This is a genomic window from Agrobacterium larrymoorei (genome assembly GCF_030819275.1).
Classification (GTDB): Bacteria; Pseudomonadota; Alphaproteobacteria; order Rhizobiales; family Rhizobiaceae; genus Agrobacterium; species Agrobacterium larrymoorei_B.
In genome coordinates this window covers 1,636,062-1,659,904 of the sequence record NZ_JAUTBL010000001.1, presented here as the reverse complement: position 1 = coordinate 1,659,904, position 23,843 = coordinate 1,636,062, and the positions used below count along the sequence as shown (strand labels likewise).

The window sequence follows — 23,843 nt, the reverse complement described above, 5'->3', positions numbered from 1 at the left end:
CTGATTTTCAGGAGGATATTTCATGCGACATAATGCTTCTGCGCGCCATCGCGCGCATCCACATCTCGCTTTGCTTGCCGTTTGCCTGGCAGCCGCTGCCATGCCACTCACTTTCACCGGCACGGCAGTCGCGCTTCCATCGATTGCACAAGCGCTCCATGCCTCGCCAGTGGCGACCGCGTGGGCCACCAATGCCTTCATGCTGACCTTTGGTTCCACCCTGATGGCGGCTGGCGCACTGGCCGATAGCCTCGGGCGCCGCCGCGTCTTCTTGTTCGGTGCGGCAAGTTTCGCGCTCTTCTCGCTCGCGCTGGCAATCGTGCCGGATATTTTGCTCTTCGATCTACTTCGCGGTGGCCAGGGTCTTGCGGCTGCGGCTGCCTATGCCGGCGGCGCGGCGGCACTTGCACAAGAATTCGATGGCGCTCACCGCATGCGAGCATTCAGCGTGCTTGGCACAAGCTTCGGCGTCGGTCTTTCCCTTGGCCCAGTGGTTTCAGGTGCGATGATTGAAAGCTTCGGCTGGCGCAGTATTTTCCTCGCTGTCGTGCTCCTGACAACGCTTTCCTTCCTGATTGGCTCCTTGGTTTTGAAAGAGAGCCGCGATCCGGCTGCACGGGGATTGGACTGGCGAGGTGCGCTTGGCTTCACCACCATGCTCGCCCTATTTACCTATGGCATGCTGCTGGTTCCCGAACGCGGCTGGAGCGATGGCCTGGTCATCGGCCTTCTCGTTGCAGCGGCGCTCTGCCTCGTCCTGTTCATCCATATCGAAAGAACGGTAGCGCGACCAATGCTTGATCTATCGCTCTTCCGCTATCGCCGTTTCGTTGGCGTCCAACTGCTTGCGGCAGCGCCTGCTTATGGTTTCGTAGTTCTCCTGGTTCTGCTGCCATTACGCTTCGTCGGCGTCGAGGAAATGGGCGCCGTTGCGGGCGGTGGGTTGATGATCGCGCTCTCCGCGCCGCTTCTTGTGCTTCCGATCGTCGCCGGTTGGCTAACGCGCTGGCTGCGTCCCGCAACCCTATGCGGCACGGGGCTGGTCGTGACGGCCTGTGGCCTCGGCTGGCTTTCCACCCTGCCATCCGGCACCCCGGCGGCTCTGCTCGTCCTCCCGATGATGATGATCGGCACCGGAATCAGCCTGCCTTGGGGTTTGATGGACGGCCTTGCCGTCGACGTGGTGCCGAAGGAGCGCGCGGGCATGGCGATGGGCATCTTCTCCACCGTGCGGGTGGCTGGCGAAGGTGTGGCTCTTGCGGTGATCGGGGCCATCCTCTCAGTGTTGATTGCCGGATGCCTTAGCGCTGCAGGTCTCCAAGGCTCTGCACAAAATGCCGGCCAAAACCTCGCCATCGGCAATCTGGCAGGCGCTCTTTCCGCATTGCCCGGCTCCACTGTCAGTCAACTCCAATCGCTCTATAGCCAGGCGTTCTCGTCGGTGCTGATCCTGTTGTCGGTCATCACCACCATCACCGCCATCGTCGTTTTTCTGTCCCTGAACCAGGCGAAAGACGAGGCAATCGTCGCAGAGACGTTATAATCCTTGTTCACCGAACAAGGCCTCACGGCCAAGGACAGCGCGCAACTTCGCACTTGCGCGCCGTCGTCTATCTTGGGAGAACACTGTCGACGGCCCATCGGGGGCTCCACAGGTCGAGCACATCATGGTCATATCGCATCATCAGTTTCCTGCCCCAGAACATCCCTGGGATAATGGCCCTGCCATTCGAAAGGAACGCATGACTATTCTCGGCGACCTTGACACAAGAAGCTTTCTACCGTGGATCAATCGCCATGCCGCCAAGCTTGGCCTGGAGCAGCACATCCAGCATGCCGATCAGGCACGCATCGAACTGATCCTGTCAGGGCCGGTGGAGTTGATCGACGCTATGGAAATGGGCTGCTCCCTTGGGCCCATCAATGTCTGGGTCGAGGATATTCAGCGCGCTGAAGCTGTAGACCAGAGCGTCTAAACAGCCGTTGATGGAAAAGCGTAGAGACACCCCAAAAAGAGTGTTTGCGTAAATATCAGCCACAGTTGCAAGTGCAGAAATTTTATGCAAACGTGCCTCACATGTCATGTGGCCTTGCCTGCTGACATCTTCTTTCTGCTGGGGCCAAGCCTCTCAAATCATTCGGAACTTTGAAATGCCAAAGGAAATTGCCCCTGTCTGGACGCCCGTCGCGCTGTCGTCGGACTTGCCGGTGGCGTCGGTCATCCCGGCGCGTTTAGCCACCGCAGCACTGGCGATTTGGCGAGCGCAAAGCGGCACGGTCTCTGCTGTGGCTGATCGCTGTCCACATCGTGGCATGCGGCTTTCACACGGGTTTGTTCGTGGCGAGGCACTGTCCTGCATCTATCATGGTTGGCGTTACGGAAAATCCGGCAAATGTCTTGCCATTCCGGCCCATCCCAGCCTGACACCGCCGGACGCGATCCGCGTCGCGACCTACAGAGCTGGCGAGCGGGACGGTGTGATCTGGGTATCGGCAGATGAGAACACAGCCGACATGCCGTCGAATGATGGACTGACCGCGCTGCGGAGCATCGCGCTTTCCACCACGGACGAAACGCTTGCCGGCTGCATCGGCGCTGAGTTTGGAGAAAACGCTATCGACTGGACGATTGACGGGATGAAGGCACGCCTGCTGATCGCGCCCTCTGGCGAAGACGGCATGCTTCTCCTTCATCTGCTGATCGAGAGCGGTGCCAGCCAAGCGCAGAAGATTGCCGCGTCGAATGCGCTGGAAGTGCTACGCCGCCAGGCCGAGTCTGCTGCCAGCCGGGGAGAAGCCGCATGAGCCGCGACGCGATGATCGATCAATGGTACCCTGTCGGCTTGGTCAGTCGGCTGCTGCCTGCGGGGCAAGAGACGTTGCTGATGGGCGAGACGATCCGTGTCTCCCGTAACGGCGAAGGCAAGGCGTCGGTGGTGACAGCCGATGGCCGCGTTCTTCCCGTAACCGAACGATACGGTCATGTCTGGTCCTCACTCGGCGCACCTGAAAAACCGCTCTTCGACATTCCGGAAGCCGAACAGCCGGGCCGCCGACTGGTCGATGTCGGTGTTGTTCGCGTTCGATGCTCTCCGCTTCGCGCTGTGGAGAATTTCCTCGACATCGCCCATTTCCCCTTCGTCCACACCGATGTTCTCGGCTCCGAGCCCCATACGGAGGTGGAGAACTACAAGGTCGAAATCCGCGAGGACGCCGACGAAGTCTGGGCAACACAGGTGAAATTCTATCAGCCGCAGGCAGCTAAGTCGGCCAGCGGTGGCATTACGACGGAATACATGTACCGGGTGCCCGCACCCACCTGCTCCGTTCTCTACAAGACGTGCCCACCAAAACCTGGCGAATGGGACGTGATCACCCTTTTCGTCCAGCCACTGACCGAAGAACTTTGCGACGTGTGGCCTTGGATGGCGCTTTACGACGATGAGACGCCGATGACCGATCTCATCCATTTCCAGCAGATGATCTTCCTGCAGGACCGGTCCATCCTCGAAAACCAGATCCCGCGACGCCTGCCGCTCGACCCCGGCATGGAGATACCCACGCGCGCCGATCTCACGTCCGTCGCTTACCGCCGCTGGCTGAAACGCCATGACTTCACCTACGGCGCACAGTTGGTAGCCCAATGATCCTCTACGACTACATTCTCTCTCCAAGTTGCTACAAAGTGCGCCTCATGGCCGCGCTAACGGGCCAGCAACTGACGCTTCGCGCTGTCGATTTCCATCCCGGTGCCGAACATCGCGGCCCGGAATTGCTGGCGCTGAACCCCGCAGGCTCGATCCCTATACTGGTCGACGGCGATCTGGTTCTGACTGAATCCTCTGCGATCCTGGTCTACATCGCGGGCAAGGCTGCGCCTGTGTGGCTCGGCACCGGCGAGCCCTCAACGGCTGCGCGCATCCAGCAATGGCTTTCATTCTCCGCCCGCCTGACTGCAAGCCTCGGCGGCGCACGCCTGCATGAGATGCTGCATCGTCCAGGCGATATCGACGCCCTGCGTGCGTCGGGCGTGGTCGCGCTTCGGGAACTGGAAGCTGCCCTTTTCGAACAGCGATTGAAGGGCGAGACGTTTCTCGTTGGCAACACGGCGACCATCGCCGACATTGCCTGCTTCCCCTACGTGGCACTCGCGCCCGATGGCGGAGTTTCGCTCGATGCCTATCCTTCCATTCGTCTTTGGATGCGTGCCATCAGATCACTGGACGGCTTTATCGAGATGCCTGGCATCCACCGCCTGCACGAGCTGAAGCCGGACCCGCACGAGACTCCAGCGCTGACCGAAGCGGCAGAGGCGTAGAGCGCATGGCCGGGCATCTCCTAAAAAACTGTGCTGCTGTGATCGTCAATGACGGGACGGCCATGGCCGTGCGCCGCAATGTCGATCTCCTGACGGAAGGTCCCGCGATCAAGGCCATCGGCGAGGATCTTGCGAGCGGACAGCTCCCAGAGGGCATCGAGATCACCGATGCCAGCGGCTGGTTCGTCTATCCCGGCCTCGTCAACACCCACCACCATTTCTTCCAGTGCTTCGTGCGCAACCGCGCCGATCTCGACTGGACGAAGCTCTCAGTCATTGAATGGCTGGATCGCATCTACCCGATCTTCTCGCGGCTGACCGAGGATTGCTTCTACCATTCCTCCGTTACGGCCATGGCCGAGATGATCAAGCACGGCTGCACCACGGCCTTTGATCATCAGTATAACTTCCCGCGTCATGCCGGTAAAAGGCTGATCGACCGGCAGTTCGAGGCCGCCGAGCTTTTCGGCATGCGCTTCCATGCCGGTCGTGGCGGCAACTCCCTGCCGAAGTCGGAAGGATCGACCATACCCGACGAGATGCGGGAGACGACGGATGAGTTCATCGCCGACTGCGCCCGGTTGATCGAGACGTACCACGACACCTCGCCCTTCAGCATGCGCAAGGTGGTGGTCGCCCCCTGCCAGCCAGTGAACGGCTATCGTGAGACCTTCGTCGAATCGGTACGCCTTGCCCGCGACAAGGGCGTCCGGCTCCACACCCATGTCGGCGAGGGCGAGAGCGACGTGATCCTTGCCCGCCACGGCGCGCGCACGGTCGACTATCTGCACGAGATGGGTTTTGCCGGACCGGACACCTTCTATGCCCATTGCTGGGAACTGACCCACGACGAATTGCGCACCATGGCGGACTCGGGAACGGGCGTGGCCCATTGCCCTGAGCCGGTCTATCTGGTCGGCGCGCAGGTGACCGACATTCCGGCCATGAGTGCCTTCGGCGTGCCGGTGGGTCTTGGTTGCGATGGTGCCGCCTCCAACGATAATTCCAACCTCATGCACTGCATCCATTCCGCCTACATGCTGCAATGCCTGGCGGCATCGACGCGCGCCCATCCTGTGCCCGCGCCTGCAGACTTTCTCGGCTATGCCACGACGGGCGGCGCGCAGCTGCTCGGCCGTGCCGATATCGGTCGGCTCGCACCCGGCATGGCCGCCGATCTTTTTGCTATCGACACCCGTCGCATGGATTACGTCGGCACCCGACACGATCCCTTGAGCCTGATCGCCAAAGTCGGCATCGGCGCGCCGACGGATATGACCATGATCAATGGCCGTGTGGTGTGGGTAAAGGGCGAGTTTGCCGGTCTGGATGAAGGAAAACTGTTTGCCGACGCAGAAGCGGCGCTCGCCACCATCGATTTTTGAAACAACACAACCAACAAGGGGAACCCTCATGATCAACGCACTCAACCGCCGCACGCTCCTGAAAGGCGTCGCACTCACCAGTCTTGCCAGCGCTGTTGGCGCGCGTGCCACACTTGCAGCGGACAAGCCACTCGGCATCGCACTCGTGGTCCCCTCGCCCATCGGCGATGTCGGCTGGGGACACGCATTGGCGGCCGGTCTTGAGCCGGTCAAGGCGGCCTATGGCGACAAGGTGAAAGTCACCATTCTGGAAAACATTCCGGAAGGTCCCGATGCCGACCGCATCATGACCAAGACCGTTGCTGACGGAAACAAGTTCCTGATCGCCGGTTCCTTCGGCTATCAGAACGGCGCGCTGCAGATCGCTCGTCGCAACAAGGACGTCAGCGTGCTGCACGCTTCCGGCTTTCAGGTCGCGCCGAACTTCTCGCCCTTCGCTGCCAAGTATTTCCAGGGAACCTATCTGATGGGCATGGCAGCCGCCGCGCTGACCAAATCCGGCAAGCTTGGCTCGGTCTCGGCCTTCGCGATCCCGGAACTCATCACCTCGATCAATGCCTTCGCGCTGGGTGCGCAAGCCGTCAAACCCGATGTCGAAGTCTCCGTCGTCTGGGTCAACTCCTGGTTCGACCCCGCCAAGGAACAGGAAGCCGCGAAGGCACTGATGGCGCAGGGTTGCGATGTGATCTTCTCCAACGCGCAGGACACGCCGTCCGTCATCTCGGCCTGCGAAGCGGCCGGTGTCTACGCCTTCAACCTCAACTCTTCGATGAAGAGCTACGCGCAGAAGACCTATCTCGGCTGCGTTGCGACTGACTGGTCCCCCTACTTTTTGGCGCAGGTCAAGGCGCACATGGACGGTACCTTCAAGGGCGCCAATGCCTTCCTCGGCATGTCGGACAAGGTGGTCAAGGTCGTTGACTGGAACACCAATGTTCCCGCCGACACCATGGCGAAGATCAAGGAGACCGAGGCAAAGATTGCCGATGGCAGCTTCTCGCCCTTCACCGGTCCCATCACCAAGGCCGATGGCTCTGAAGGCGTCGCAGCCGGCAAAACGCTGACGGACAAGGAAATCATTGCCATGGATTGGCACGTCAAGGGCGTCACCACTCCTCTGCCGGAGTGACCCATCATGTCTGAGACGACCTTGCCTGCATCGTCAAACAGGGAAGCGGCGAAGGCACCACTGCTTTCGCTGCGCGGCCTGTCGAAAAGCTACGGCCAGATCCGCGCCAATCAGGCGATCGATCTGGACGTGGCGGAGCATTCGATCCACGCCATTCTCGGCGAAAACGGCGCGGGCAAGTCCACGCTGATGAAGCTGATCTACGGTGTGGAAACGCCGGATGAGGGCATTGTCACATGGCGAGGCGAGCCGATCCGGCTTGCTTCGCCCGCCGAGGCCCGCCGCCAGGGCATCGGCATGGTCTTTCAGCATTTCTCCCTCTTCGAGACGCTGACAGTCGTCGAGAACATCGCGCTCGTGGTGCCCGGAAAGAAGAGCGAACTGATCGAGCGGGTGCGTTCATTGGGACGCGACTTCGGCCTGGAGGTCGATCCGCTTGCCCATGTGCATGCGCTCTCGGTCGGCGAGCGACAGCGGGTAGAAATCATCCGCTGCCTGATGACCGACCCGAAGCTCATCATTCTAGACGAGCCGACCTCGGTCCTGCCGCCTCAATCGGTGGAGAAGCTTTTCGAGACACTCAAGCGCCTGCGCGAGCGCGGCGTCTCGATCCTTTTCATATCCCATAAGCTTGAAGAGATCCGGGCGATCTGCGACCGGGCCACTATCCTGCGCGGCGGAAAAGTCACCGGTCATGTGGATCCGCGCGAGCATGACGCCCACGACCTTGCCCGCATGATGATCGGTCGCGACATGCCGGAGATCAAGCCGCCAACGGTCGTGGCGACCGGCGAGAAGCGCCTCGAACTGATCGGTCTCGACTATGAGCCGGACGACCCCTTTGCCATGCCGTTGAAACGCGTGACATTGGAAGTGAAGGCCGGAGAAATTCTTGGGATTGCTGGCATCTCAGGAAATGGACAGGCGGAACTCTCCTCCATTATTTCGGGCGAAACGCGGCTTGGTCGAGAAGCGAAGGATCGCATTTTCATGATGGGCGAAGATGTCGGTCGCCATGATGCTGCGGCCCGTCGCAAACTCGGCTTCGCCTTTGTCCCGGAAGACCGTCTCGGCCGCGGCGCCGTTCCCGAAATGTCGCTGACCCTCAACGGGCTTTTGACCGCTCATCCGCTCGACCTGCTGAACCATGGCTTGATCGACCACAGCGGTGCCAAGGCTTTCGCCGAGACCTGCATTCGAGATTTCGACGTCCGCACGCCGGGACCAGACGCAGAGGCTGGTGCGCTGTCCGGCGGCAACTTGCAGAAGTTCATCGTTGGCCGTGAGATCATGCTGGGACCGAAACTGCTCTTCCTCGCTCAGCCCACCTGGGGTGTCGATATCGGTGCCGCCATGGCTATCCGCCAAAAGCTGATTGCTCTGCGCAATGCCGGCATGGCGATCCTCGTCATATCGGAAGAGATTGAAGAGCTCTTCGAGATCTGCGACCGCATTCAGGTGCTGAATGCCGGTACGCTCAGCCCGTCGCTCACGACATCCGAAACGCGTGTCGAAGATGTCGGCCGCTTTATGATTAGCGCAGACGTGACCGCCCTGACCGAAAACCCCACTGCCGGAAAGCTGTCCGCATGAGCGCCCTCCCTCACTTCGTTCGGCGCGAACGTGCCTCGCTAACTGCGACGATCCTCGCACCTCTTGCAGCCCTCGCGATTGCAACCCTCGTCAATCTCGCGCTTTACGCGGTCATGGGCAAAAGCCCCGCTGCCGTGTTCTACGCCATGTTGCTGGAGCCCTTCCTCTCCTGGGCAGCCTTCTCGGAAGTGCTTTTGAAGATGGGGCCGCTGCTCCTGATCGCGCAGGGGCTTGCGATCGGCTTCCGCGCCAAGGTGTTCAATATTGGTGCTGAAGGACAGTTCATTCTCGGCGCGATCTTCGCCTCCGCCATTCCGATCTATTATCCGGAAGCAACCGGCGGCTGGATCTGGCCTGCCATGCTGCTTTGCGGCGCCATCGGCGGCGCGCTCTGGGCAGCGATCACGGCCTTCTGGCGTGTGCGGCTTAACGCCAACGAAATTCTCGTCTCCCTGATGCTGAGCCTCGTTGCGGCACAAGTGCTGAACTATCTGCTGCTCGGCCCATGGAAGGACCCGAACGGCTTCAATTTCCCGCAATCGGTGATGTTTCAGTACGACGCCATGGTGCCGACCCTGATCGACGGCACCCGAGTGAACTGGTCCTTTCCGCTCACCATCCTCTTTTCGCTCGGAGCTTATGTCTTCATGCAGAAGAGCTTTCTCGGCTACAAGCTGCAGGTCGGCGGCCTTGCCCCGCGCGCGGCTGACTATGCCGGATTCAGCCAGGGGCGCGCCATCTGGCTCTCGCTTCTGATCGGCGGCTTTGCTGCTGGTCTTGCGGGCGCGGCGGAAGTGGCAGGGCCGATCGGGCAGTTGCAGCGCTCGATCTCCACCGGCTACGGCTATGCGGCCATCATCGTCGCCTATCTCGGCGGGCTGCATCCGATTGGCATCATCCTGTCATCGCTCGTCATGGCAGTGATTTATATTGGTGGCGACAATGCCATGGTTTCGGCCGAACTGCCGATTGCGGCCGTGCGCGTCTTCCAGGGTACATTGCTCGTGACCTATCTCATCGCGGTGGCCTTCGTCCGCTATCGCCTCGAATGGCCGAAATCTGCAGATCGGAAACCGGCATGAACGCTGTCGATTTTATCCTTTCCGGCATGCTGGCCGCGGCAACGCCCTTTCTGCTGGCAGCTTTGGGCGAACTCGTTGTCGAACGCGCAGGCGTCCTCAATCTCGGTGTCGAAGGGTTGATGGCGCTAGGGGCCGTCATCGCCTTTATCGTCGTCTATCACGGCGGCGGCCATACGCTCGCCTTCCTCGCGGCAGGCTTTGCCAGTGTCCTCCTCTCCCTCATTTTCGCACTTGTTGCCCTGGGTTTCCGCGCCAACCAGGTCGCGACAGGGCTCGCCATTGGCATTCTCGGGCAAGGCCTCTCGGCGCTCTTCGGCAAGACCTATGAGAGCCTAACGGTCACGGGACTACCAAAACTTGCCATTCCAGGCCTTTCCGATCTGCCAGTCGTCGGCGGCCTGTTCGTCCAGGATATCGTCGTCTGGCTCTCGCTTCTTCTGACGCTCGCCATCTGGGCCGGGTTCGCCTTCAGCAAGGCGGGCCTCGTGATCCGAGCGGTTGGGGAAAATCCGAAAGCCGCACATGCCATCGGCTATTCGGTGATAGGCGTGCGCGTGGCGGCGATTGCTTTTGGCGGCCTTCTGGCTGGCTTTGCCGGTGCCTATGCCTCCGTCGTTTACACGCCACTCTGGGCAGATGGCATGATTGCGGGGCGCGGCTGGATCGCGATTGCGCTCGTCGTCTTTGGCACATGGCTCACAGGCCGCATCTTCCTCGGCGCCTGCCTGTTTGGCGCAGTCTCGCTGATGAGCCTTGCGGCACAAGCCACAGGCGTGGAGCTGCCGTCGCAGTTTCTCTCCAGCCTGCCCTATCTCGTCACCATCATCGTGCTCGGCATCATCTCCGCAAATAAGCGGCTGTTGAAGCTGAACGGCGTTGCCTCGCTCGGAGAGCCTTTCGAACGGTAGCGTTTTTTGCAGGAGAACGCGCGTGAGCGCGCTGCTCACACACTGCCCTTGGCAAGATCAAGCAGACCCCGCGGCAGGCTGTTCATGCATTGCGTCCCACTCTGCGTTACCAGAAACTGATCCTCGATCATCAGCGCTCCGAAGTTTTGCCCATAGAACGGCGCTTCGAGCGCAACCACCATATCGGTCTCGATAATCTCCGGATTACCGGCAGAAAAGAACGGCCATTCCTCGATACCGACGCCACCACCGACGGAGTGGCCGAAATGTCCGCGGTAGTATTCACCGAATCCATCGCGCCTCATTGAGCGGAGCATAGCGTCATGCACCGCGCCGAACGTGTTGCCGGGGCTGATCTGCTCCAGCCCCGCATAGAATGCAGTCTCCAGCGCCTTGAAGATATCCTGCGCCAATGGCAATGCCGGACCGTAGGTCACGGTGCGCGCGCCATCGGACGAGTAGCCTTCGACCAGCGTCCCGACATCGGCCTTGATCAAAGCACCTGGCGTGACCTTTGCAGCGCCATTCGACAGGTCCGGTCCGACGGAGATATAGTCCCAGTGTCCGCTCAGCGTAAAACCGCCTGCCGCAGCGGCTTCCTGCGCACCCGCCTTCCACGCCGCCGAGAGGCTCGCGAGCGAGGCTCCAAGAACCACGGCGTCCATCATGCGCGTGAGACCAGCCTCTGCCGCCATGGTCGCGCGCCGGAGGCGTTCGATTTCACGGGGGGTCTTGATGGCGCGCAAGCGCCTGAGCATGAGGGAGCCATCGACCCATTGGACAGATGGAAGAGACGTCTTCAGAACCTCGAAATCGGCGGCGGGCATAAATTCGAGATCGACCCCGATCCTCGCATCGCTTAGACCCTTCTCCGTCAACAGCTCGGCCAAGAGGTTGAAGCATGCCGACCGATCGAAAGTTTCCGGTCTCGGGCCTGCCACGCCGGAACTCCCATACGCGCCATCAATGCCGGAGATCGCGTTTACGCCCGACAGATCGACCCCGTCGATCCAGATACGATGCGTGCGGACCTCAACATCCAAACTCTTCTGCAATACCACTGGCGCGGCATGATCGCTGACGACTGCTGCAAGCGGACGCTCAGAATCACTTGGCACCAGCGCGATCGCAGCACCTGCCCTGCCCCACATGGTGGCGACGCCCGCTGGCGCGCCAATCGCATATTGAAAGGCTTCCGGCTGGAAGAGAACCAGCGCATCAATGCCGGCGTCGCGCATCAGCCGCTCCGCCCGTTTCCTGTCCAAATCGCTCAACGCTGCCTCCACGAACACTCAATTCGGTTTAGCTGAGGCAGATGAATGTCGCCAGCCGCATTCACGATCCCCCACCACAGTGACTTAAAGGCAGCTCCTACGGATCAGATGATGCCGTGTCGAAAATGATGGGCTTTGGACGAACAAAGGTTCTTCGTCCGGCCTTCCAGCCCGCAATCGCAGGTGCCGAAGAACGCACGGCATGACGGGGATCATCAGCATCCAGAATGACGATATCGGCAACCCCACCGATTCGTAACCGATGATCAACGCCCATGATCGAAGCCGCACGGTCGCTGACCATGGCGAAAACCTGATCAATATCGTCATCACGCGAAAGCTGCATCACATTGGCATAGAGATTGGCCATTCGCCCGAGCGAGGCATCGCCGAAAGGCGTGAATGGGTTGAGCACATTGTTGGTCGCGACCGCTGTCCGAACCCCATCTGCCGAAAGGAGATGAGCCGGTGTAATACCGCGGGGGATATTTGCCGCTCGGCCCCGCCCCATCAGAAAGAGATCGGTCGCTGGCAGAACGACGAGCGCGATGCCAGCCTCGGCAACTTTTCGGGCGATAAGGGATCGGTCCTCGGGATTAAGAGCGGAAAGGTTGGTGACATGCCCGATGGTGACACGGCTGGCGTAGGCGTTGGCCGTGGTTTCGGCAATCACCGCCGGAAGATCCGTCTTGGCGGGGTCTAGGCTGAAATCCAGATGGAAATCGACATCGACGTCGTGCTTCCTTGCGAGCGCAAAGATGCGACGCACATGCTCTTCCGGGCGGGGATCGGTGTAGGGACATCCGCCAACGAGGTCCGCGCCGGTGCGAAGTGCCTCGTCGAGCATGGCTTCCGTCTCCGGTTCCTGCGTCAATCCTTCCTGTGCGAAAGCGCAAATCTGGATATCGATGGCGAAAGCAAAGCGTTCCCGAACCCGCTTGATCGCCTCGAAGGACCGCATGCCCGCGCGTGGGTCGATCTCGACAAAGGTTCGCATGCGGTTGGTGCCATGCATGATCGCTTGGCGCACGACAGCGCTTGCACGGTCGTAGACATCCTCCTGCGTAAAGCCGGCCTTGGCCTTCGCCGTTTCGCGCACCGCCTCCTCCAGCGTGCCCTCACAGATCGTGCAGCGCTCCAGAATACAGGCCTTATCCAGATGCACATGACTATCGGCGAAGCCCGGAAAGGCAAACCGACCGTCAAAATCCTCCTCTTCAATGGCCTCGCAGCGAATGTTGCGGCGCATGTCGACGATCAGCCCGTCGCGAATGGCTATGTCGATGACGCCAGGCTCTGCTGCGGTCCGAACGTTTCGAAGAAGGACATCGGCGCGCATGTGCTTATACTCCCACTGCGCAACCATCGCTGCGCGGGTCATGCGCGCCGTCGATCCAGCCATCCTCACCAATCTTGATGATCCCTGCCTGACCCGCAAGCGCGCTGAGTTCTGGAATAGCGACGACGCCGTGGCCATAACGTGTAAGCATATCGATCACGTCTGAGCCGACAGATTGCTCAATCTTGAGATTGTCCCGGCTGTCTGAAAATGTGCGGCCAAGAAGAAAGCGCGGCGCTGACAATGCCGAAAGCGGATCAAGGCCATGGTCAATCAACCGGCTCAGTAACAGGGTCAGCGTCTGCGGCTGACCGTCGGCACCTTGCGTTCCGTAGAGGATCGCTGGTTTTCCGCCGCGCAGCGCAATACCAGGGTTAAGCGTATAAAAGGGCCTCTTGCCAGGCGCGATCACGTTGGGACTATTTGGGTCGAGACTGAACGCCGCGCCGCGGTTTTGCCAGAGGATGCCGGTATCTTCCAGCAGCACGCCGCTGCCCCAATCGTAATAGGTGCTTTGAAGAAGGCTGGCGGAGCGGCCTTGCGCATCCGTCGCGGCTAGAAACACCGTATCGCCATTACGAAAGGGTGCAGGCCAAGGCAAGGCGACATTGCGATTGATTTTCCCCGCCTTCGCCGCGAGACAATCCCGCGCCAGCCAGGCGGCGCAGTCCTGCTCGACAAAGTCCGGGTCAGCGATACTGCCCCGCTCCAGAAAGGCCTGTTTGATCGCTTCTGCACAGAGATGATAGAATTGCGAAGTATCCGGACCGGTGCCATGCATCGCGAAATTCGACAGGATGCCCATGATCGACAGTGTCGTCACACCTTGGCTGGGCGGCGGCGGAGCCAAAAGTTCGAAATCGCGGTAGGTGAGCGATAAGGGGGCGGCCATCGTCGCACCTGTCTTTTCCAGATCGCGCTTTCGGATCAGGCTGCCGGCCGCCTCAAGCCCCCTGGCAATGCGGTCAGCCACCTCGCCCTCGTAAAATGTCCGGTAGCCTTGAAGGGCGATCTCTTCCAGTACGGCGGCCAACTGCGGCTGGCGTTGTATACCTTCCTTCACGAAGAAGCTGGAAACGCCCGGCCATCCATCGATCTCGTCTTTGCGAAACTGGTGCCAGTGGGCCTGGGATTGGCTGACGGGAAAGCCGCCCGCCGCAAATTCTATCGCATCGCCCAGCAGGCTCGCGAAGCTCTCGGTGCCACCCCAATGGGCATGAGAATAGTCTAGAGCCTGGCCCCAACTGTCGACCAGCGCCGCCGTCGTCAAGGTGGAGAGAGGGCCACGTGTTGGAATAACATCGAGCTTCGGCAAATTCTCAGCCGCTTGCCCGATGCCCATGATCGCTTCGCGTCGCCCTTCGCCGTCTGCGATGATCCAGATGGCATCCCCACCCAGCCCGCAAAAATGCGGATACAGCACCGTCAATGCCGCCCCTGCCGCAATCACGGCCTCGATCGCCGTGCCGCCGCGTCTCAGAACCTTGGCACCGGCTTCGCTTGCAGCGCGATGCGGCGTCGTGACCATGCCCCGCCGTGACCGGGCAGCGTGCGTGTTCTGATGTGAAAAGATGCCCTCACGCGTCGCCATTCTACCCAACCTCACTCCGAGGCCGAGATGTAGCGGCTGAGGATTTCGCTGATATCCGGACCGTCATCCTCGTCATCGGCTTTGGCGCGATCTTCGACCGCGTGCAAATGGTGGTCCATGATGTGGGTCGCAGCCTCGACATCGAGATTTTTCAGTGCCTCGATCAACTGGATATGTTCATCGATCCCGCATTCCGCTGAATGCGGTCTGCCGAAACGTGCAAGGATGAGCGACGACCGGGAGACGACCTGGATGATGAATTCGATCAAAAGCTTGGAGCCAGTCAGCTCCGCCAGCAGGATGTGAAACTCCCCGGCCAGCCGGATGGAGCGCGGCGACGATGCGCGCAAGGCGCGTTCCTCTTCCCGCACATGGCTTACCAGCGCATCGATGCCGTCCTTCGGCATGCGCTTGCACAGCCGGTCGATAACCTCCCGCTCAAGGCAGCGGCGCAGCGCGAATACTTCCACAGCCTCTTCGAGCGTCGGCATGGCAACGGCAGCGCCACGGTTCGGCTTGATCTCCACCAGGCCGTCCGAAGACAGCCGGACCAGAGCATTACGGGCACTCGTGCGGCTCACGCCGAATGTATCCCCGATTGAATCTTCCGGCAGTTTCGTGCCCGGCTTCAGCGCCTGCTCGAGAATGGCGCGACGCAGCGAGGCATAGATCGCGTCGCTTCTGGTCAGATTCGTGGACATCGATTTCAAATCCCGCTCGTATACATTTAGGCCGTATATCGCACAAATTTTGTACCGAATCCATCCAATTTAATTGCATACAATTTTTGACTTGAAATTGCATACGAAGTTGCATAGCCTCGGTCTACAGCCACACAGAATGGCGCGACAGACATTACCAACCCGAGGAAAAACGGAGCGGAACGTCAAAATCGCATGCAATTTCGATTGAAATCGAATGCAATATGAATCCATAAAAAGGGGACCACAATGTTAAGCAAACGCATATTATTGGGAACGAGCCTTGCGCTTCTTGCTCTGACCATGCCGGCCACGGCCAACACGCTGAAATGGGGCGCCTCGCGCGATATCAGCTCCCTCGATCCCTATTCCTACGGAGACAGCTTTGCTCTTGGCGTGCTCAACCACGCCTATGAGGGCTTGATGCGCTATGACCGCAATCTCAAGCTTGAGCCGGCACTCGCCACATCCTATGAAATCATCTCGCCGACGACGTGGCGCTTCAAGCTCCGCGAGGGCGTAAAATTCCACAATGGCGCGGATTTCACCGCTGACGACGTCCAGGCCTCGCTCCTGCGCGCCACCGATCCGAAGTCGCCGCTGCGCGGCAATATCCCGGCCTATAAAGGCTCGCGCGTGATCGATGCGCATACGATCGAAATCGATGTGACGGCCAATTACCCGCTGCTCCTGAACGATCTGACGACCATCTATATCTTCAACGCAAAATGGTTGAAGGACAACAAAGCGGAAGCGCCGACGGATGTCGGCTCCGGCACCGAGGGTTATGCGACCTATAATGAAAACGGCACCGGCCCGTTCAAGGTCGAAAGCCGACAGCCCGACGCCAAGACGGTTTTCGTCAAATATGATGGCTGGTGGGATAAGCCTGAGCACAATATCGACCGCATCGAACTGACGCCGATCGCCTCCAGCGCCACGCGCGTCGCAGCACTGCTCTCCGGCGATATCGATTTTACCGATCAGGCACCTGTTCAGGATTTGCCGCGTCTTGAGGCTGCAGTATCGCAGGTCAAGCTTCTGGAAGGCACGGATCTGCGCACCGTCATGATCGGCTTCAGCCAGCGCGATACGCTGCTGTCCGGTGCGCCGAACCCGATGAAGGATTTGCGTGTGCGCCAGGCCATGCAGCTCGCCATCGATCTGGACCTCATTCAAAAGCGCGTCATGCGCGGCAAGTCCCGAAATGCCGGTACGCTGGTCGCTCCACAGATCCCCGGTTACGACGCCGCCCTCGATACGCCGCTCAAGGCCGATCCGGAGAAGGCCAAGGCGCTGCTCAAGGAGGCGGGTGCAGAAGGTTTCGAGTTCGACTTTAACTGCTCCGACACGCTGGTGAATGAAGAGCAGGTCTGTCAGGCGGTCGCTTCAATGTGGTCGCGCGTCGGGCTCAAGCCAAAGCTCGACCAGGGGCCTCGGGCCGTGCAGACACCGAAGCGCTCGTCCGGCAAGGTCGATGTCTACACGCTCGGTTGGGCAACGCTGCCGATGCTCGATGCCTACAGCCTCACCTCGCAGGTTCTCCACACCAAGGAAGGTTCATTCGGCATCTTCAACTGGGGTGGATGGTCTGACAAGGAGTTCGACAAGGTGACGGAAGCCTCGGCTGTCGAACTGGACCGGACGAAGCGCCTTGCTCTTTCGGCAGATGCCCTGAAGATCGCCAAGGAACACGCTCTGATGATCCCGCTGCACCAACAGCCGCTTGCCTGGGCAACCAGCGCGAAAGTCAAGGATTTCCCGCTCTTCTCGGATAATCTTCCCCGCCTTTGGCTGGTGAAAATGTAACAGCGGATGGCCCTCGCCGCGCAGACGTGTCGCGGGGGCCAGCTTTCTTTCTTCGGACAAAGGACAGGGTGTCATGCTCGCCTTCCTCATCAAGCGGATCGGCAACGCCGTTCTCGTGATGCTCACGGTTGCCTTCTTCGCCTTCCTCATTTTCTGTTTCCTCGGCGATCCCGTGGAGATCATGGTCAATGAAAGCGCCACCCAGGTCGAACGCGACGAGCTGCGTGCCCGGCTCGGCCTCAATGACGGGTTTCTCGTTCAATATGTCCGCTTCGTCACCAATGCGGCCCAAGGGGAATTCGGATTATCCTGGCGAAACCAGCAATCCGTGCTGACACTGATCGCAGAGCGTTTCCCGGCGACGTTCGAACTGGTGCTCATCGCCACCTTCCTCTCGCTTGCCATCGGTATTCCGCTTGGCGTCTTTACCGCCATCGGTCGCGGGCGCTGGTGGGCCGAAGCCTTGCAGTTCTCATCGATCGTCGGCGTTTCCCTGCCAAGCTTTCTGGTGGGCATTCTGCTGATCCTGACCTTTTCCGTCACCCTTGGCTGGTTGCCGGGTTATGGTCGCGGAGAGGTCGTGCGCATCGGCTGGTGGTCCACCGGGCTCCTGACCCCGTCAGGACGCGCAGCGATTGTTTTGCCCGCACTGTCGCTTTCGCTCTTCCAGATCACCTTGGTGATGCGGCTGGTGCGCGCCGAAATGCTGGAAACACTTCGGACCGATTTCATCAAGTTCGCCCGCGCACGCGGGGTCAAGAGACGCGCTCTCTGGTTTCGCCATGCACTGAAGAACTGTCTGATGCCGGTGGTGACACTCACCGCCATGCAGGTCGGAAATCTGATCGCGTTCGCGCTCGTCACCGAAACGGTTTTCCAGTGGCCGGGAATGGGCATGCTGTTCATGCAGGCCGTGACCTTCGTCGATATTCCCGTCATGGCGGCCTATCTCTGCATCGTATCCTTCATCTTCGTCACGCTGAACACGTTGGTCGACATCGCTTACGCCGTCATCGACCCTCGGCTGCGTGCAGCATGACCGGGAAACCATCATGACCGCCATCGAACAGACCGCCGCCGTTTCCCGTCCTTCTCGACTTTCAAGGATGCTCCAATCCGACCTGTGGTGGAGTTTCAAGCGCCACCCCTCCGCGATTGCCGCAGCAATCCTGCTTCTGATGTTGATCGCCTCAGCTTTCTTCGCCCCGCTCATCACGGTGCAGAACCCCTATGATCTCGCGTCACTCGACCTGCTGAACGCCGAAATTCCCCCGATCTGGATGCCGGAGGGCCAATGGCCCTTCATTCTCGGCACCGATGTTCAGGGGCGCGACATGCTGTCAGCCATACTCTACGGCTCCCGTGCCTCGATCATTATCGGCGCAAGCTCCGTTCTGGTCTCGCTTGTTATTGGCACGATGCTTGGCCTCGTCGCCGGCTATCACGGCAAATGGGCCGACGGTCTGCTGATGCGCACGGGCGACGTTCTTCTTTCCATGCCGACAATGCTGATCGCCATCCTCGTGTCAGCACTGGCAAGACAGGCACTGCCGCCGTCGCTCAGGGAAGCTGGGGCCTCCGGCGTCATCGTGCTTGCCATCTCGCTTTCGGCTTGGGTGCAATATGCGCGCACCGTGCGCGCTCAGACCATGGTGGAGCGCAACAAAGAATATGTTCAGGCCGCCCGGCTGATCCGGCTGTCCAAATGGAAGATCATGCTGAAGCATATTCTTCCCAACACCACGACGCCGCTGCTCGTCACGGCAACGTTGAACTTCGGTCTGGGCATTCTCATCGAGGCGACGCTCTCTTTTCTTGGCGTCGGCATGCCGCCCGAACAACCGTCGCTCGGCACGCTGATCCGCATCGGCAACCAGTATCTCTTCTCCGGGCTCTGGTGGATCGTGCTCTTTCCAGGCTTGCAGCTCTGTCTGCTTGTCGTCTCGATCAACGTGCTCGGCGACTGGCTGCGCGACGCCCTCAATCCCAAACTGCGCTGAAACCGTGCGGGGACAATGTCCATGAGCGACCTTCTGATTACTAACGCAAGACCGATGGGCGGCGACACCGCCGATATTCTGATCCGCAACGGTCGGATTGCCGACATCGGCCAGGATCTCGCAGCCGAGGGCCTGCCTGTCGAGGATGCCGGCGGACGTATCGCCATTCCCGGCCTTGTCGATGCTCATACCCATCTCGATAAATCTCTGCTGGGCTACCCTTGGTACGTCAATGAAGTCGGTCCGCGTCTGATCGACAAGATCGACAACGAGCGCAAGGTCAAGCGCGACTATGGGTTGGACGCTCATATCCAGTCCATGCGCCAGGCGCTGCAATCGGTCGGCTACGGCACGACGCTCATCCGCACCCATGTGGATATCGACACCGATCAAGGTCTGGTCGCTCTGGAAGGCGTGATGGAGACGCGGCGCCAGCTGGCGGGCATTGTCGAAATCGAAATCGTCGCCTTCCCGCAATCGGGCCTGATGCGCCGCCCCGGCACGGCGGAACTGCTGGATGCCGGCATGGCGATGGGTGCCGATCTTGTTGGCGGTCTCGACCCGTGCGGCATGGATCGTGATCCCAACGGTCATCTCGATACGATCTTTGCCATCGCCGAGAAGCACGGCAAGGGCGTGGATATCCATCTGCATGAAAGCGGCGAACTCGGTGCCTTCTCCATGGAATTGATCTTCGAGCGCATCCGTGCGCTCGGCATGCAAGGAAAGGTCGCCGTCAGCCATGCCTTCTGCCTTGGCGATCCGGACTGGAACATGACGCAGGGGCTGATCGACACCTGCGCCGAACTCGATGTGCCGATCCTGACGACGGCCCCGCCCTCGCGCGAAGTCCCGTCTCTGCGCCGTTTGCGCTCCGCCGGTGTCCGCTTCGGTGCCGGTGTCGATGGCTTCCGTGATACCTGGGGGCCCTATGGCAATGGCGACATGCTGGAGCGATCGATGTTGCTCGGCATGAAAAACAACCTGCGTCGCGATGATGAACTGCTTTGGGCGCTCGATGTCTGCACCACTGGCGGTGCTCAAGCCATGGATCGTGCTGAACATTCACTCACGATTGGCGGCCGTGGCGATGTCGTCATCGTTGAAGGGGAAACGGTCGGCGAAGCGATCGTCACGCATCAACCTCGCAAGCTCGTGGTCACCGCTGGCAATGTCGCCGCCCGAGACGGCACGAGCCTGAAGGAGCGCCCATGAACGCGCCCTCATCCTGGTCGATGCTTCCGCTGGGTAAAAGACCGCCGGGGCGCTGGGCGCTCAAGTCCCGCTTCGTCGTTGCCGATCTGCCCGAAGGCAGGCGTCTCATTCCGGACGGCGAAGTCGTCATCGACAACGACACAATTCTCTGGGTCGGTCGAGATTTCGAGGGCGCAGTCTTGGAACGCTATGACATGGGCGACGCTCTCATCGGTCCGGGCTTTGTCGATCTGGATGCGCTCTCCGATCTCGACACGACCGTTCTCGCCATGGACAACCAGCCCGGCTGGAAGAAGGGCCGCGTCTGGGCCGCGGACTACGCACCCCGCGCCTACGAAATGTACAGCCAGGACGAACTTGCGTTTCAGAAGCGTTACGCCTTTGCGCAGCTTCTCTTGAACGGCATTACGTCGGCACTTCCGATCGCCTCGCTGTTTTACCGTGCCTGGGGCGAGACGGTTGCAGAATTCGAAGCAGCAGCAGATGCTGCGGAAGAGCTCGGCATCCGCGTCTGGCTGGGTCCTGCCTACCGCAGCGGCGGGGTCATCCTTGATGAAAGCGGCTCCATGCAGCCGGTCTTCGATGACGAGCGGGGATTGGCTGAATTGACAGAGGCCGCGTCCTTTGCCCAACGCATTCACGGCAGCGGCAATGGCCTGATTTCGGGCATGTTCGCACCGGATCGTGTGGAGACCTGTACCGAAACGCTGCTGCGTCAGACCTTTGCTCATGCCAATGATATGGATATGCCTGTTCGCCTGCATATGGCGCAGGGCGAGATGGAATTGCAAACCGTGCGCCGCCTGCATGGCAAGACGGCGCCCGAGTGGTTAGACAGCCTTAGCCTCCTTTCACCACGACTGATTGCCCCGCATGCGACCGTCGCGACAGAAGACGATCTTGCGCGCTACGCCGCACAGGGCGTGACCGTCGCCCATTGTCCGCTCGTCTCTGCCCGCCACGGCTCGGTGCTCAAATCCTTCTCCCGCCTGAAGGCGGTGGGCATTCGGATCGGCATGGGAACCGACACCGCCCCTCCCGATATGGTTCTGAACATGTCGGTCGGACTGATGATGAACCGGCTTGCGGAAGGTCGAGGCGATGCCGGGTCTTCCGCCGATTTCTATGATGCCGCAACGATTGCCGGCGCCGATGCGCTGAAGCGGCGGGATCTCGGCCGTATCGCGCCGGGCGCGAAAGCCGATTTCGCCGTTTTCGACATGGCCGACAGCATGATCGCGCCACGGATCGATCCGATCCAGACGCTTGTCTACGGCGCCACCGGTCGCGTTACCCGCGCCACCATCGTCGATGGACGGATTTCGATGCGTGACGGAGAGGTGGCGGGCATCGACCTCATCGCCGCCAGGCGTCAGGCACAGCGTCAGTTTGATGGACTTGTCGCCAAATATCCCGAACGGACGTTTCAGCATCCGCCGGTCGAGGAGATTTTCCCGCCGAGCTATCCGCTTACGCATCACTCCAGCGAGGTGTCGCGATGACCTCAGCCACTCAGACACCGACAGCCATGCCGGCTCTTGAAGTCAAAGGCCTGTCCGTTGAGTTCCCAACCCGCAAAGGCATTCTGACCGCCCTCTCCGACGTCTCGCTCACCGTCGAGCGAGGCGAAATTTTAGGAGTCGTCGGCGAGTCCGGCGCGGGCAAGTCGATGACAGGCATGGCCGTTCTTGGGCTGCTTGAACCGCCGGGACGGATTGCTGCGGGCGAAATCCGCATCGGCGGCACGCGCACCGATACTCTGAGCGAGTTGGAGATGAGCACGGTTCGTGGCCGCATGGTCGGCGCAATCTTTCAGGATCCGCTCACCTCGCTCAACCCGCTCTTCTCGGTCGGCCAGCAACTGATCGAGACGATACGTCTGCACTCGAACCGCAGCCGCGCGCAAGCACGCGCCCACGCCGTCGGCCTGTTGAAACAGGTCGGCATTCCGGGCGCGGATGAGCGCATCGATCATTATCCTCATCAGTTTTCCGGTGGCATGCGCCAGCGCGTCGTCATAGCGCTCGCGCTTGCGGGCGATCCGCAATTGATCATTGCCGACGAACCCACCACCGCGCTCGACGTGTCCATTCAGGCGCAGATCACCACGCTGCTGCGCAAGCTTTGCCGCGAAAAGGGCGCGGGCGTCATGCTCGTCACCCACGACATGGGTGTGATTGCCGAAACCGCCGACCGCGTTGCCGTCATGTATGCTGGCAGGGTGATCGAGGTCGGCCCGGTCAACGAGGTGCTGCGTAACCCCAAGCACCCTTATACGCGCGGCTTGATGGGTTCCATTCCCGCACTTGGCGCCCGTGTCGAGCGGCTAACCCAGATCGATGGTGCCATGCCCAGGCTCAACGCCATTCCTGAAGGCTGCGCGTTCAATCCCCGCTGTCCGGATGTCGGCCCCCGCTGCCGGCAAATGAAACCCGCGCTGGTGCGCAATGATCACGGCAGCGTCGCCTGTCTCGTCCACGATGGAGGTGTTGCATGAGAAGCCCTGACAATGCGCTGGAAGTCGATCAGCTGACGCGTGTCTTCGACGTCTCCGCTCCCTGGTTGAACCGTGTGATCGACCGCAAGCCGAAACGCTATCTTCGCGCCGTCCAGGACGTGACCTTCACAGTGCAGAAAGGCAAGTGCCTTGCTCTCGTCGGGGAGTCCGGCTGTGGCAAATCCACCGTCGCCCGACTGGTGACGGGACTGTATGACCCAAGCGAGGGCGCCATCGTCTTTGCGCCGGCCGAAAAGGGCGTAAACAGTGGCAAGCCGCTCGAAGCCCAGATGATCTTTCAGGACCCGCACGCCAGCCTCAACCCACGCTGGCGGGTCGGCAATATCATTGCCGAACCAATTCAAGTCTTCGGTCTGCGTCAAGGCAGGGAGGCGATCGATGCGCGCGTGGCGGAGTTGTTGCGAACCGTCGGCCTGTCTGCGGACGATGCCGGGCGTTTTCCGCACGAGTTTTCAGGCGGTCAGAGACAGCGCATCTCGATTGCGAGAGCGCTCGCCAGCGAGCCGGAATTCCTTGTCTGCGACGAACCGACCTCGGCACTCGATGTCTCCGTCCAGGCGCAAATCCTCAATCTGATGCGCAGATTGCAGGATGAGCTTGGCCTGACTTACCTCTTCATCAGCCACAATCTCGCCGTCGTCCGGCACATGGCCGATCGTATCGCTGTCATGTATCTCGGCCGGATTGTGGAGGAAGCGGAAACAGAGGCACTCTTCGCCAATCCTCAACATCCCTACACGCGGCTTCTGCTGCAAACCATCCCCGATGTCGCAGCCCCCAATCGCGATCGGGCGCTGATGGGCGGCGAGCCGCCAAGTCCGCTCGATCCGCCAAAGGGCTGCGCCTTCCATCCACGCTGTCCCATCGCCACCGAGCTGTGCAGCAAGGTTGCGCCGGAGGTCCGAACACGGGAAGGCGGCGGCAAGGTCGCCTGCCATCTGGCGCCACGATAAACAAGTGCTGTGATGAGCAAGCGAATGC

General features: G+C 60.5%; 21 protein-coding genes. 17 read left to right on the top strand and 4 right to left on the bottom strand.

Annotation, left to right across the window (positions count from 1 at the left end):
- The first annotated feature begins 22 nt into the window (after positions 1 to 22).
- From QE408_RS07560 to QE408_RS07515, 10 genes are all read left to right on the top strand, one after another.
- Entirely contained in the window at positions 23 to 1,543 is a 1,521-nt protein-coding gene (locus QE408_RS07560) for an MFS transporter (RefSeq protein WP_306929801.1), read from the top strand.
- Positions 1,544 to 1,742: 199 nt separating this feature from the next.
- Entirely contained in the window at positions 1,743 to 1,976 is a 234-nt protein-coding gene (locus tag QE408_RS07555; protein ID WP_306929800.1) for an acylphosphatase, read from the top strand.
- A gap of 175 nt (positions 1,977 to 2,151) precedes the next feature.
- Positions 2,152 to 2,805 carry a Rieske (2Fe-2S) protein gene (locus tag QE408_RS07550; RefSeq protein ID WP_306929799.1) on the top strand — a complete coding sequence of 218 codons (654 nt, stop codon included), beginning with the start codon at positions 2,152 to 2,154 and terminating at the stop codon, positions 2,803 to 2,805.
- A complete protein-coding gene (locus tag QE408_RS07545) occupies positions 2,802 to 3,647 on the top strand; it encodes an aromatic ring-hydroxylating oxygenase subunit alpha (RefSeq protein ID WP_306929797.1) in 846 nt (281 codons plus the stop codon). Before QE408_RS07550 ends, QE408_RS07545 begins: the two co-directional genes overlap by 4 nt.
- A complete protein-coding gene (locus QE408_RS07540) occupies positions 3,644 to 4,318 on the top strand; it encodes a glutathione S-transferase family protein (RefSeq protein ID WP_306929795.1) in 675 nt (224 codons plus the stop codon). The genes QE408_RS07545 and QE408_RS07540 overlap by 4 nt, the downstream gene beginning before the upstream one ends.
- Positions 4,319 to 4,323: 5 nt before the next feature.
- Entirely contained in the window at positions 4,324 to 5,703 is a 1,380-nt protein-coding gene (locus QE408_RS07535; protein ID WP_306929793.1) for an amidohydrolase, read from the top strand.
- 31 nt (positions 5,704 to 5,734) lie between these two features.
- Positions 5,735 to 6,832, top strand: coding sequence for a BMP family ABC transporter substrate-binding protein (locus tag QE408_RS07530; RefSeq protein ID WP_373465519.1), 1,098 nt, complete (start codon positions 5,735 to 5,737; stop codon positions 6,830 to 6,832).
- A 6-nt stretch (positions 6,833 to 6,838) separates the two neighbouring features.
- Positions 6,839 to 8,425 carry an ABC transporter ATP-binding protein gene (locus QE408_RS07525; RefSeq protein ID WP_306929790.1) on the top strand — a complete coding sequence of 529 codons (1,587 nt, stop codon included), beginning with the start codon at positions 6,839 to 6,841 and terminating at the stop codon, positions 8,423 to 8,425.
- On the top strand, positions 8,422 to 9,507 hold the full coding sequence (locus QE408_RS07520; protein WP_306929789.1) for an ABC transporter permease: 1,086 nt from the start codon (positions 8,422 to 8,424) through the stop codon (positions 9,505 to 9,507). Before QE408_RS07525 ends, QE408_RS07520 begins: the two co-directional genes overlap by 4 nt.
- Complete coding sequence (locus QE408_RS07515; protein ID WP_306929788.1) at positions 9,504 to 10,415, top strand: ABC transporter permease; 912 nt, start codon at positions 9,504 to 9,506, stop codon at positions 10,413 to 10,415. The genes QE408_RS07520 and QE408_RS07515 overlap by 4 nt, the downstream gene beginning before the upstream one ends.
- A gap of 35 nt (positions 10,416 to 10,450) precedes the next feature.
- On the opposite strand, the gene QE408_RS07510 is transcribed toward QE408_RS07515, so the two are convergent.
- From QE408_RS07510 to QE408_RS07495, 4 genes are all read right to left on the bottom strand, one after another.
- A complete protein-coding gene (locus QE408_RS07510; protein WP_306929787.1) occupies positions 10,451 to 11,689 on the bottom strand; it encodes a M24 family metallopeptidase in 1,239 nt (412 codons plus the stop codon).
- Between the two features lie 97 nt (positions 11,690 to 11,786).
- Complete coding sequence (locus QE408_RS07505; protein WP_306929786.1) at positions 11,787 to 13,028, bottom strand: amidohydrolase family protein; 1,242 nt, start codon at positions 13,026 to 13,028, stop codon at positions 11,787 to 11,789.
- A gap of 4 nt (positions 13,029 to 13,032) precedes the next feature.
- Complete coding sequence (locus QE408_RS07500) at positions 13,033 to 14,556, bottom strand: gamma-glutamyltransferase family protein (protein WP_306929784.1); 1,524 nt, start codon at positions 14,554 to 14,556, stop codon at positions 13,033 to 13,035.
- A 74-nt stretch (positions 14,557 to 14,630) separates the two neighbouring features.
- Positions 14,631 to 15,320: a GntR family transcriptional regulator gene (locus tag QE408_RS07495; RefSeq protein ID WP_306929782.1), complete on the bottom strand. Its 690-nt coding sequence runs from the start codon at positions 15,318 to 15,320 to the stop codon at positions 14,631 to 14,633.
- A 249-nt stretch (positions 15,321 to 15,569) separates the two neighbouring features.
- On the opposite strand from QE408_RS07495, the gene QE408_RS07490 reads away from it, so the two are divergent.
- The 7 genes from QE408_RS07490 to QE408_RS07460 all read left to right on the top strand — a co-directional run bounded on the left by QE408_RS07490 (position 15,570) and on the right by QE408_RS07460 (position 23,815).
- A complete protein-coding gene (locus QE408_RS07490; RefSeq protein ID WP_306929780.1) occupies positions 15,570 to 17,129 on the top strand; it encodes an ABC transporter substrate-binding protein in 1,560 nt (519 codons plus the stop codon).
- Between the two features lie 73 nt (positions 17,130 to 17,202).
- Positions 17,203 to 18,168, top strand: coding sequence for an ABC transporter permease (locus QE408_RS07485; protein WP_306929779.1), 966 nt, complete (start codon positions 17,203 to 17,205; stop codon positions 18,166 to 18,168).
- Between the two features lie 13 nt (positions 18,169 to 18,181).
- On the top strand, positions 18,182 to 19,129 hold the full coding sequence (locus QE408_RS07480; RefSeq protein WP_306929778.1) for an ABC transporter permease: 948 nt from the start codon (positions 18,182 to 18,184) through the stop codon (positions 19,127 to 19,129).
- 21 nt (positions 19,130 to 19,150) lie between these two features.
- On the top strand, positions 19,151 to 20,344 hold the full coding sequence (locus QE408_RS07475) for an amidohydrolase family protein (protein ID WP_306929777.1): 1,194 nt from the start codon (positions 19,151 to 19,153) through the stop codon (positions 20,342 to 20,344).
- Positions 20,341 to 21,846, top strand: a complete 1,506-nt coding sequence (locus QE408_RS07470) for an amidohydrolase family protein (protein ID WP_306929776.1) — start codon at positions 20,341 to 20,343, stop codon at positions 21,844 to 21,846. The genes QE408_RS07475 and QE408_RS07470 overlap by 4 nt, the downstream gene beginning before the upstream one ends.
- Positions 21,843 to 22,841 carry an ABC transporter ATP-binding protein gene (locus tag QE408_RS07465; RefSeq protein ID WP_306929774.1) on the top strand — a complete coding sequence of 333 codons (999 nt, stop codon included), beginning with the start codon at positions 21,843 to 21,845 and terminating at the stop codon, positions 22,839 to 22,841. Before QE408_RS07470 ends, QE408_RS07465 begins: the two co-directional genes overlap by 4 nt.
- Positions 22,838 to 23,815, top strand: coding sequence for an ABC transporter ATP-binding protein (locus QE408_RS07460; RefSeq protein WP_306929772.1), 978 nt, complete (start codon positions 22,838 to 22,840; stop codon positions 23,813 to 23,815). Before QE408_RS07465 ends, QE408_RS07460 begins: the two co-directional genes overlap by 4 nt.
- Positions 23,816 to 23,843: the final 28 nt, after the last annotated feature.

Bases quoted from the DNA above. Each gene is read 5' to 3' on its own strand.
- QE408_RS07485 (WP_306929779.1), top strand. From the start codon at position 17,203: ATGCTCGCCTTCCTCATCAAGCGGATCGGCAACGCCGTTCTCGTGATG.
- QE408_RS07500 (WP_306929784.1), bottom strand. From the start codon at position 14,556: ATGGTCACGACGCCGCATCGCGCTGCAAGCGAAGCCGGTGCCAAGGTT.
- QE408_RS07475 (WP_306929777.1), top strand. From the start codon at position 19,151: ATGAGCGACCTTCTGATTACTAACGCAAGACCGATGGGCGGCGACACC.
- QE408_RS07535 (WP_306929793.1), top strand. From the start codon at position 4,324: ATGGCCGGGCATCTCCTAAAAAACTGTGCTGCTGTGATCGTCAATGAC.
- QE408_RS07470 (WP_306929776.1), top strand. From the start codon at position 20,341: ATGAACGCGCCCTCATCCTGGTCGATGCTTCCGCTGGGTAAAAGACCG.
- QE408_RS07540 (WP_306929795.1), top strand. From the start codon at position 3,644: ATGATCCTCTACGACTACATTCTCTCTCCAAGTTGCTACAAAGTGCGC.
- QE408_RS07505 (WP_306929786.1), bottom strand. From the start codon at position 13,028: ATGCGCGCCGATGTCCTTCTTCGAAACGTTCGGACCGCAGCAGAGCCT.
- QE408_RS07460 (WP_306929772.1), top strand. From the start codon at position 22,838: ATGAGAAGCCCTGACAATGCGCTGGAAGTCGATCAGCTGACGCGTGTC.
- QE408_RS07525 (WP_306929790.1), top strand. From the start codon at position 6,839: ATGTCTGAGACGACCTTGCCTGCATCGTCAAACAGGGAAGCGGCGAAG.
- QE408_RS07555 (WP_306929800.1), top strand. From the start codon at position 1,743: ATGACTATTCTCGGCGACCTTGACACAAGAAGCTTTCTACCGTGGATC.
- QE408_RS07560 (WP_306929801.1), top strand. From the start codon at position 23: ATGCGACATAATGCTTCTGCGCGCCATCGCGCGCATCCACATCTCGCT.
- QE408_RS07550 (WP_306929799.1), top strand. From the start codon at position 2,152: ATGCCAAAGGAAATTGCCCCTGTCTGGACGCCCGTCGCGCTGTCGTCG.
- QE408_RS07465 (WP_306929774.1), top strand. From the start codon at position 21,843: ATGACCTCAGCCACTCAGACACCGACAGCCATGCCGGCTCTTGAAGTC.
- QE408_RS07520 (WP_306929789.1), top strand. From the start codon at position 8,422: ATGAGCGCCCTCCCTCACTTCGTTCGGCGCGAACGTGCCTCGCTAACT.
- QE408_RS07515 (WP_306929788.1), top strand. From the start codon at position 9,504: ATGAACGCTGTCGATTTTATCCTTTCCGGCATGCTGGCCGCGGCAACG.
- QE408_RS07480 (WP_306929778.1), top strand. From the start codon at position 18,182: ATGACCGCCATCGAACAGACCGCCGCCGTTTCCCGTCCTTCTCGACTT.
- QE408_RS07495 (WP_306929782.1), bottom strand. From the start codon at position 15,320: ATGTCCACGAATCTGACCAGAAGCGACGCGATCTATGCCTCGCTGCGT.
- QE408_RS07490 (WP_306929780.1), top strand. From the start codon at position 15,570: ATGTTAAGCAAACGCATATTATTGGGAACGAGCCTTGCGCTTCTTGCT.
- QE408_RS07545 (WP_306929797.1), top strand. From the start codon at position 2,802: ATGAGCCGCGACGCGATGATCGATCAATGGTACCCTGTCGGCTTGGTC.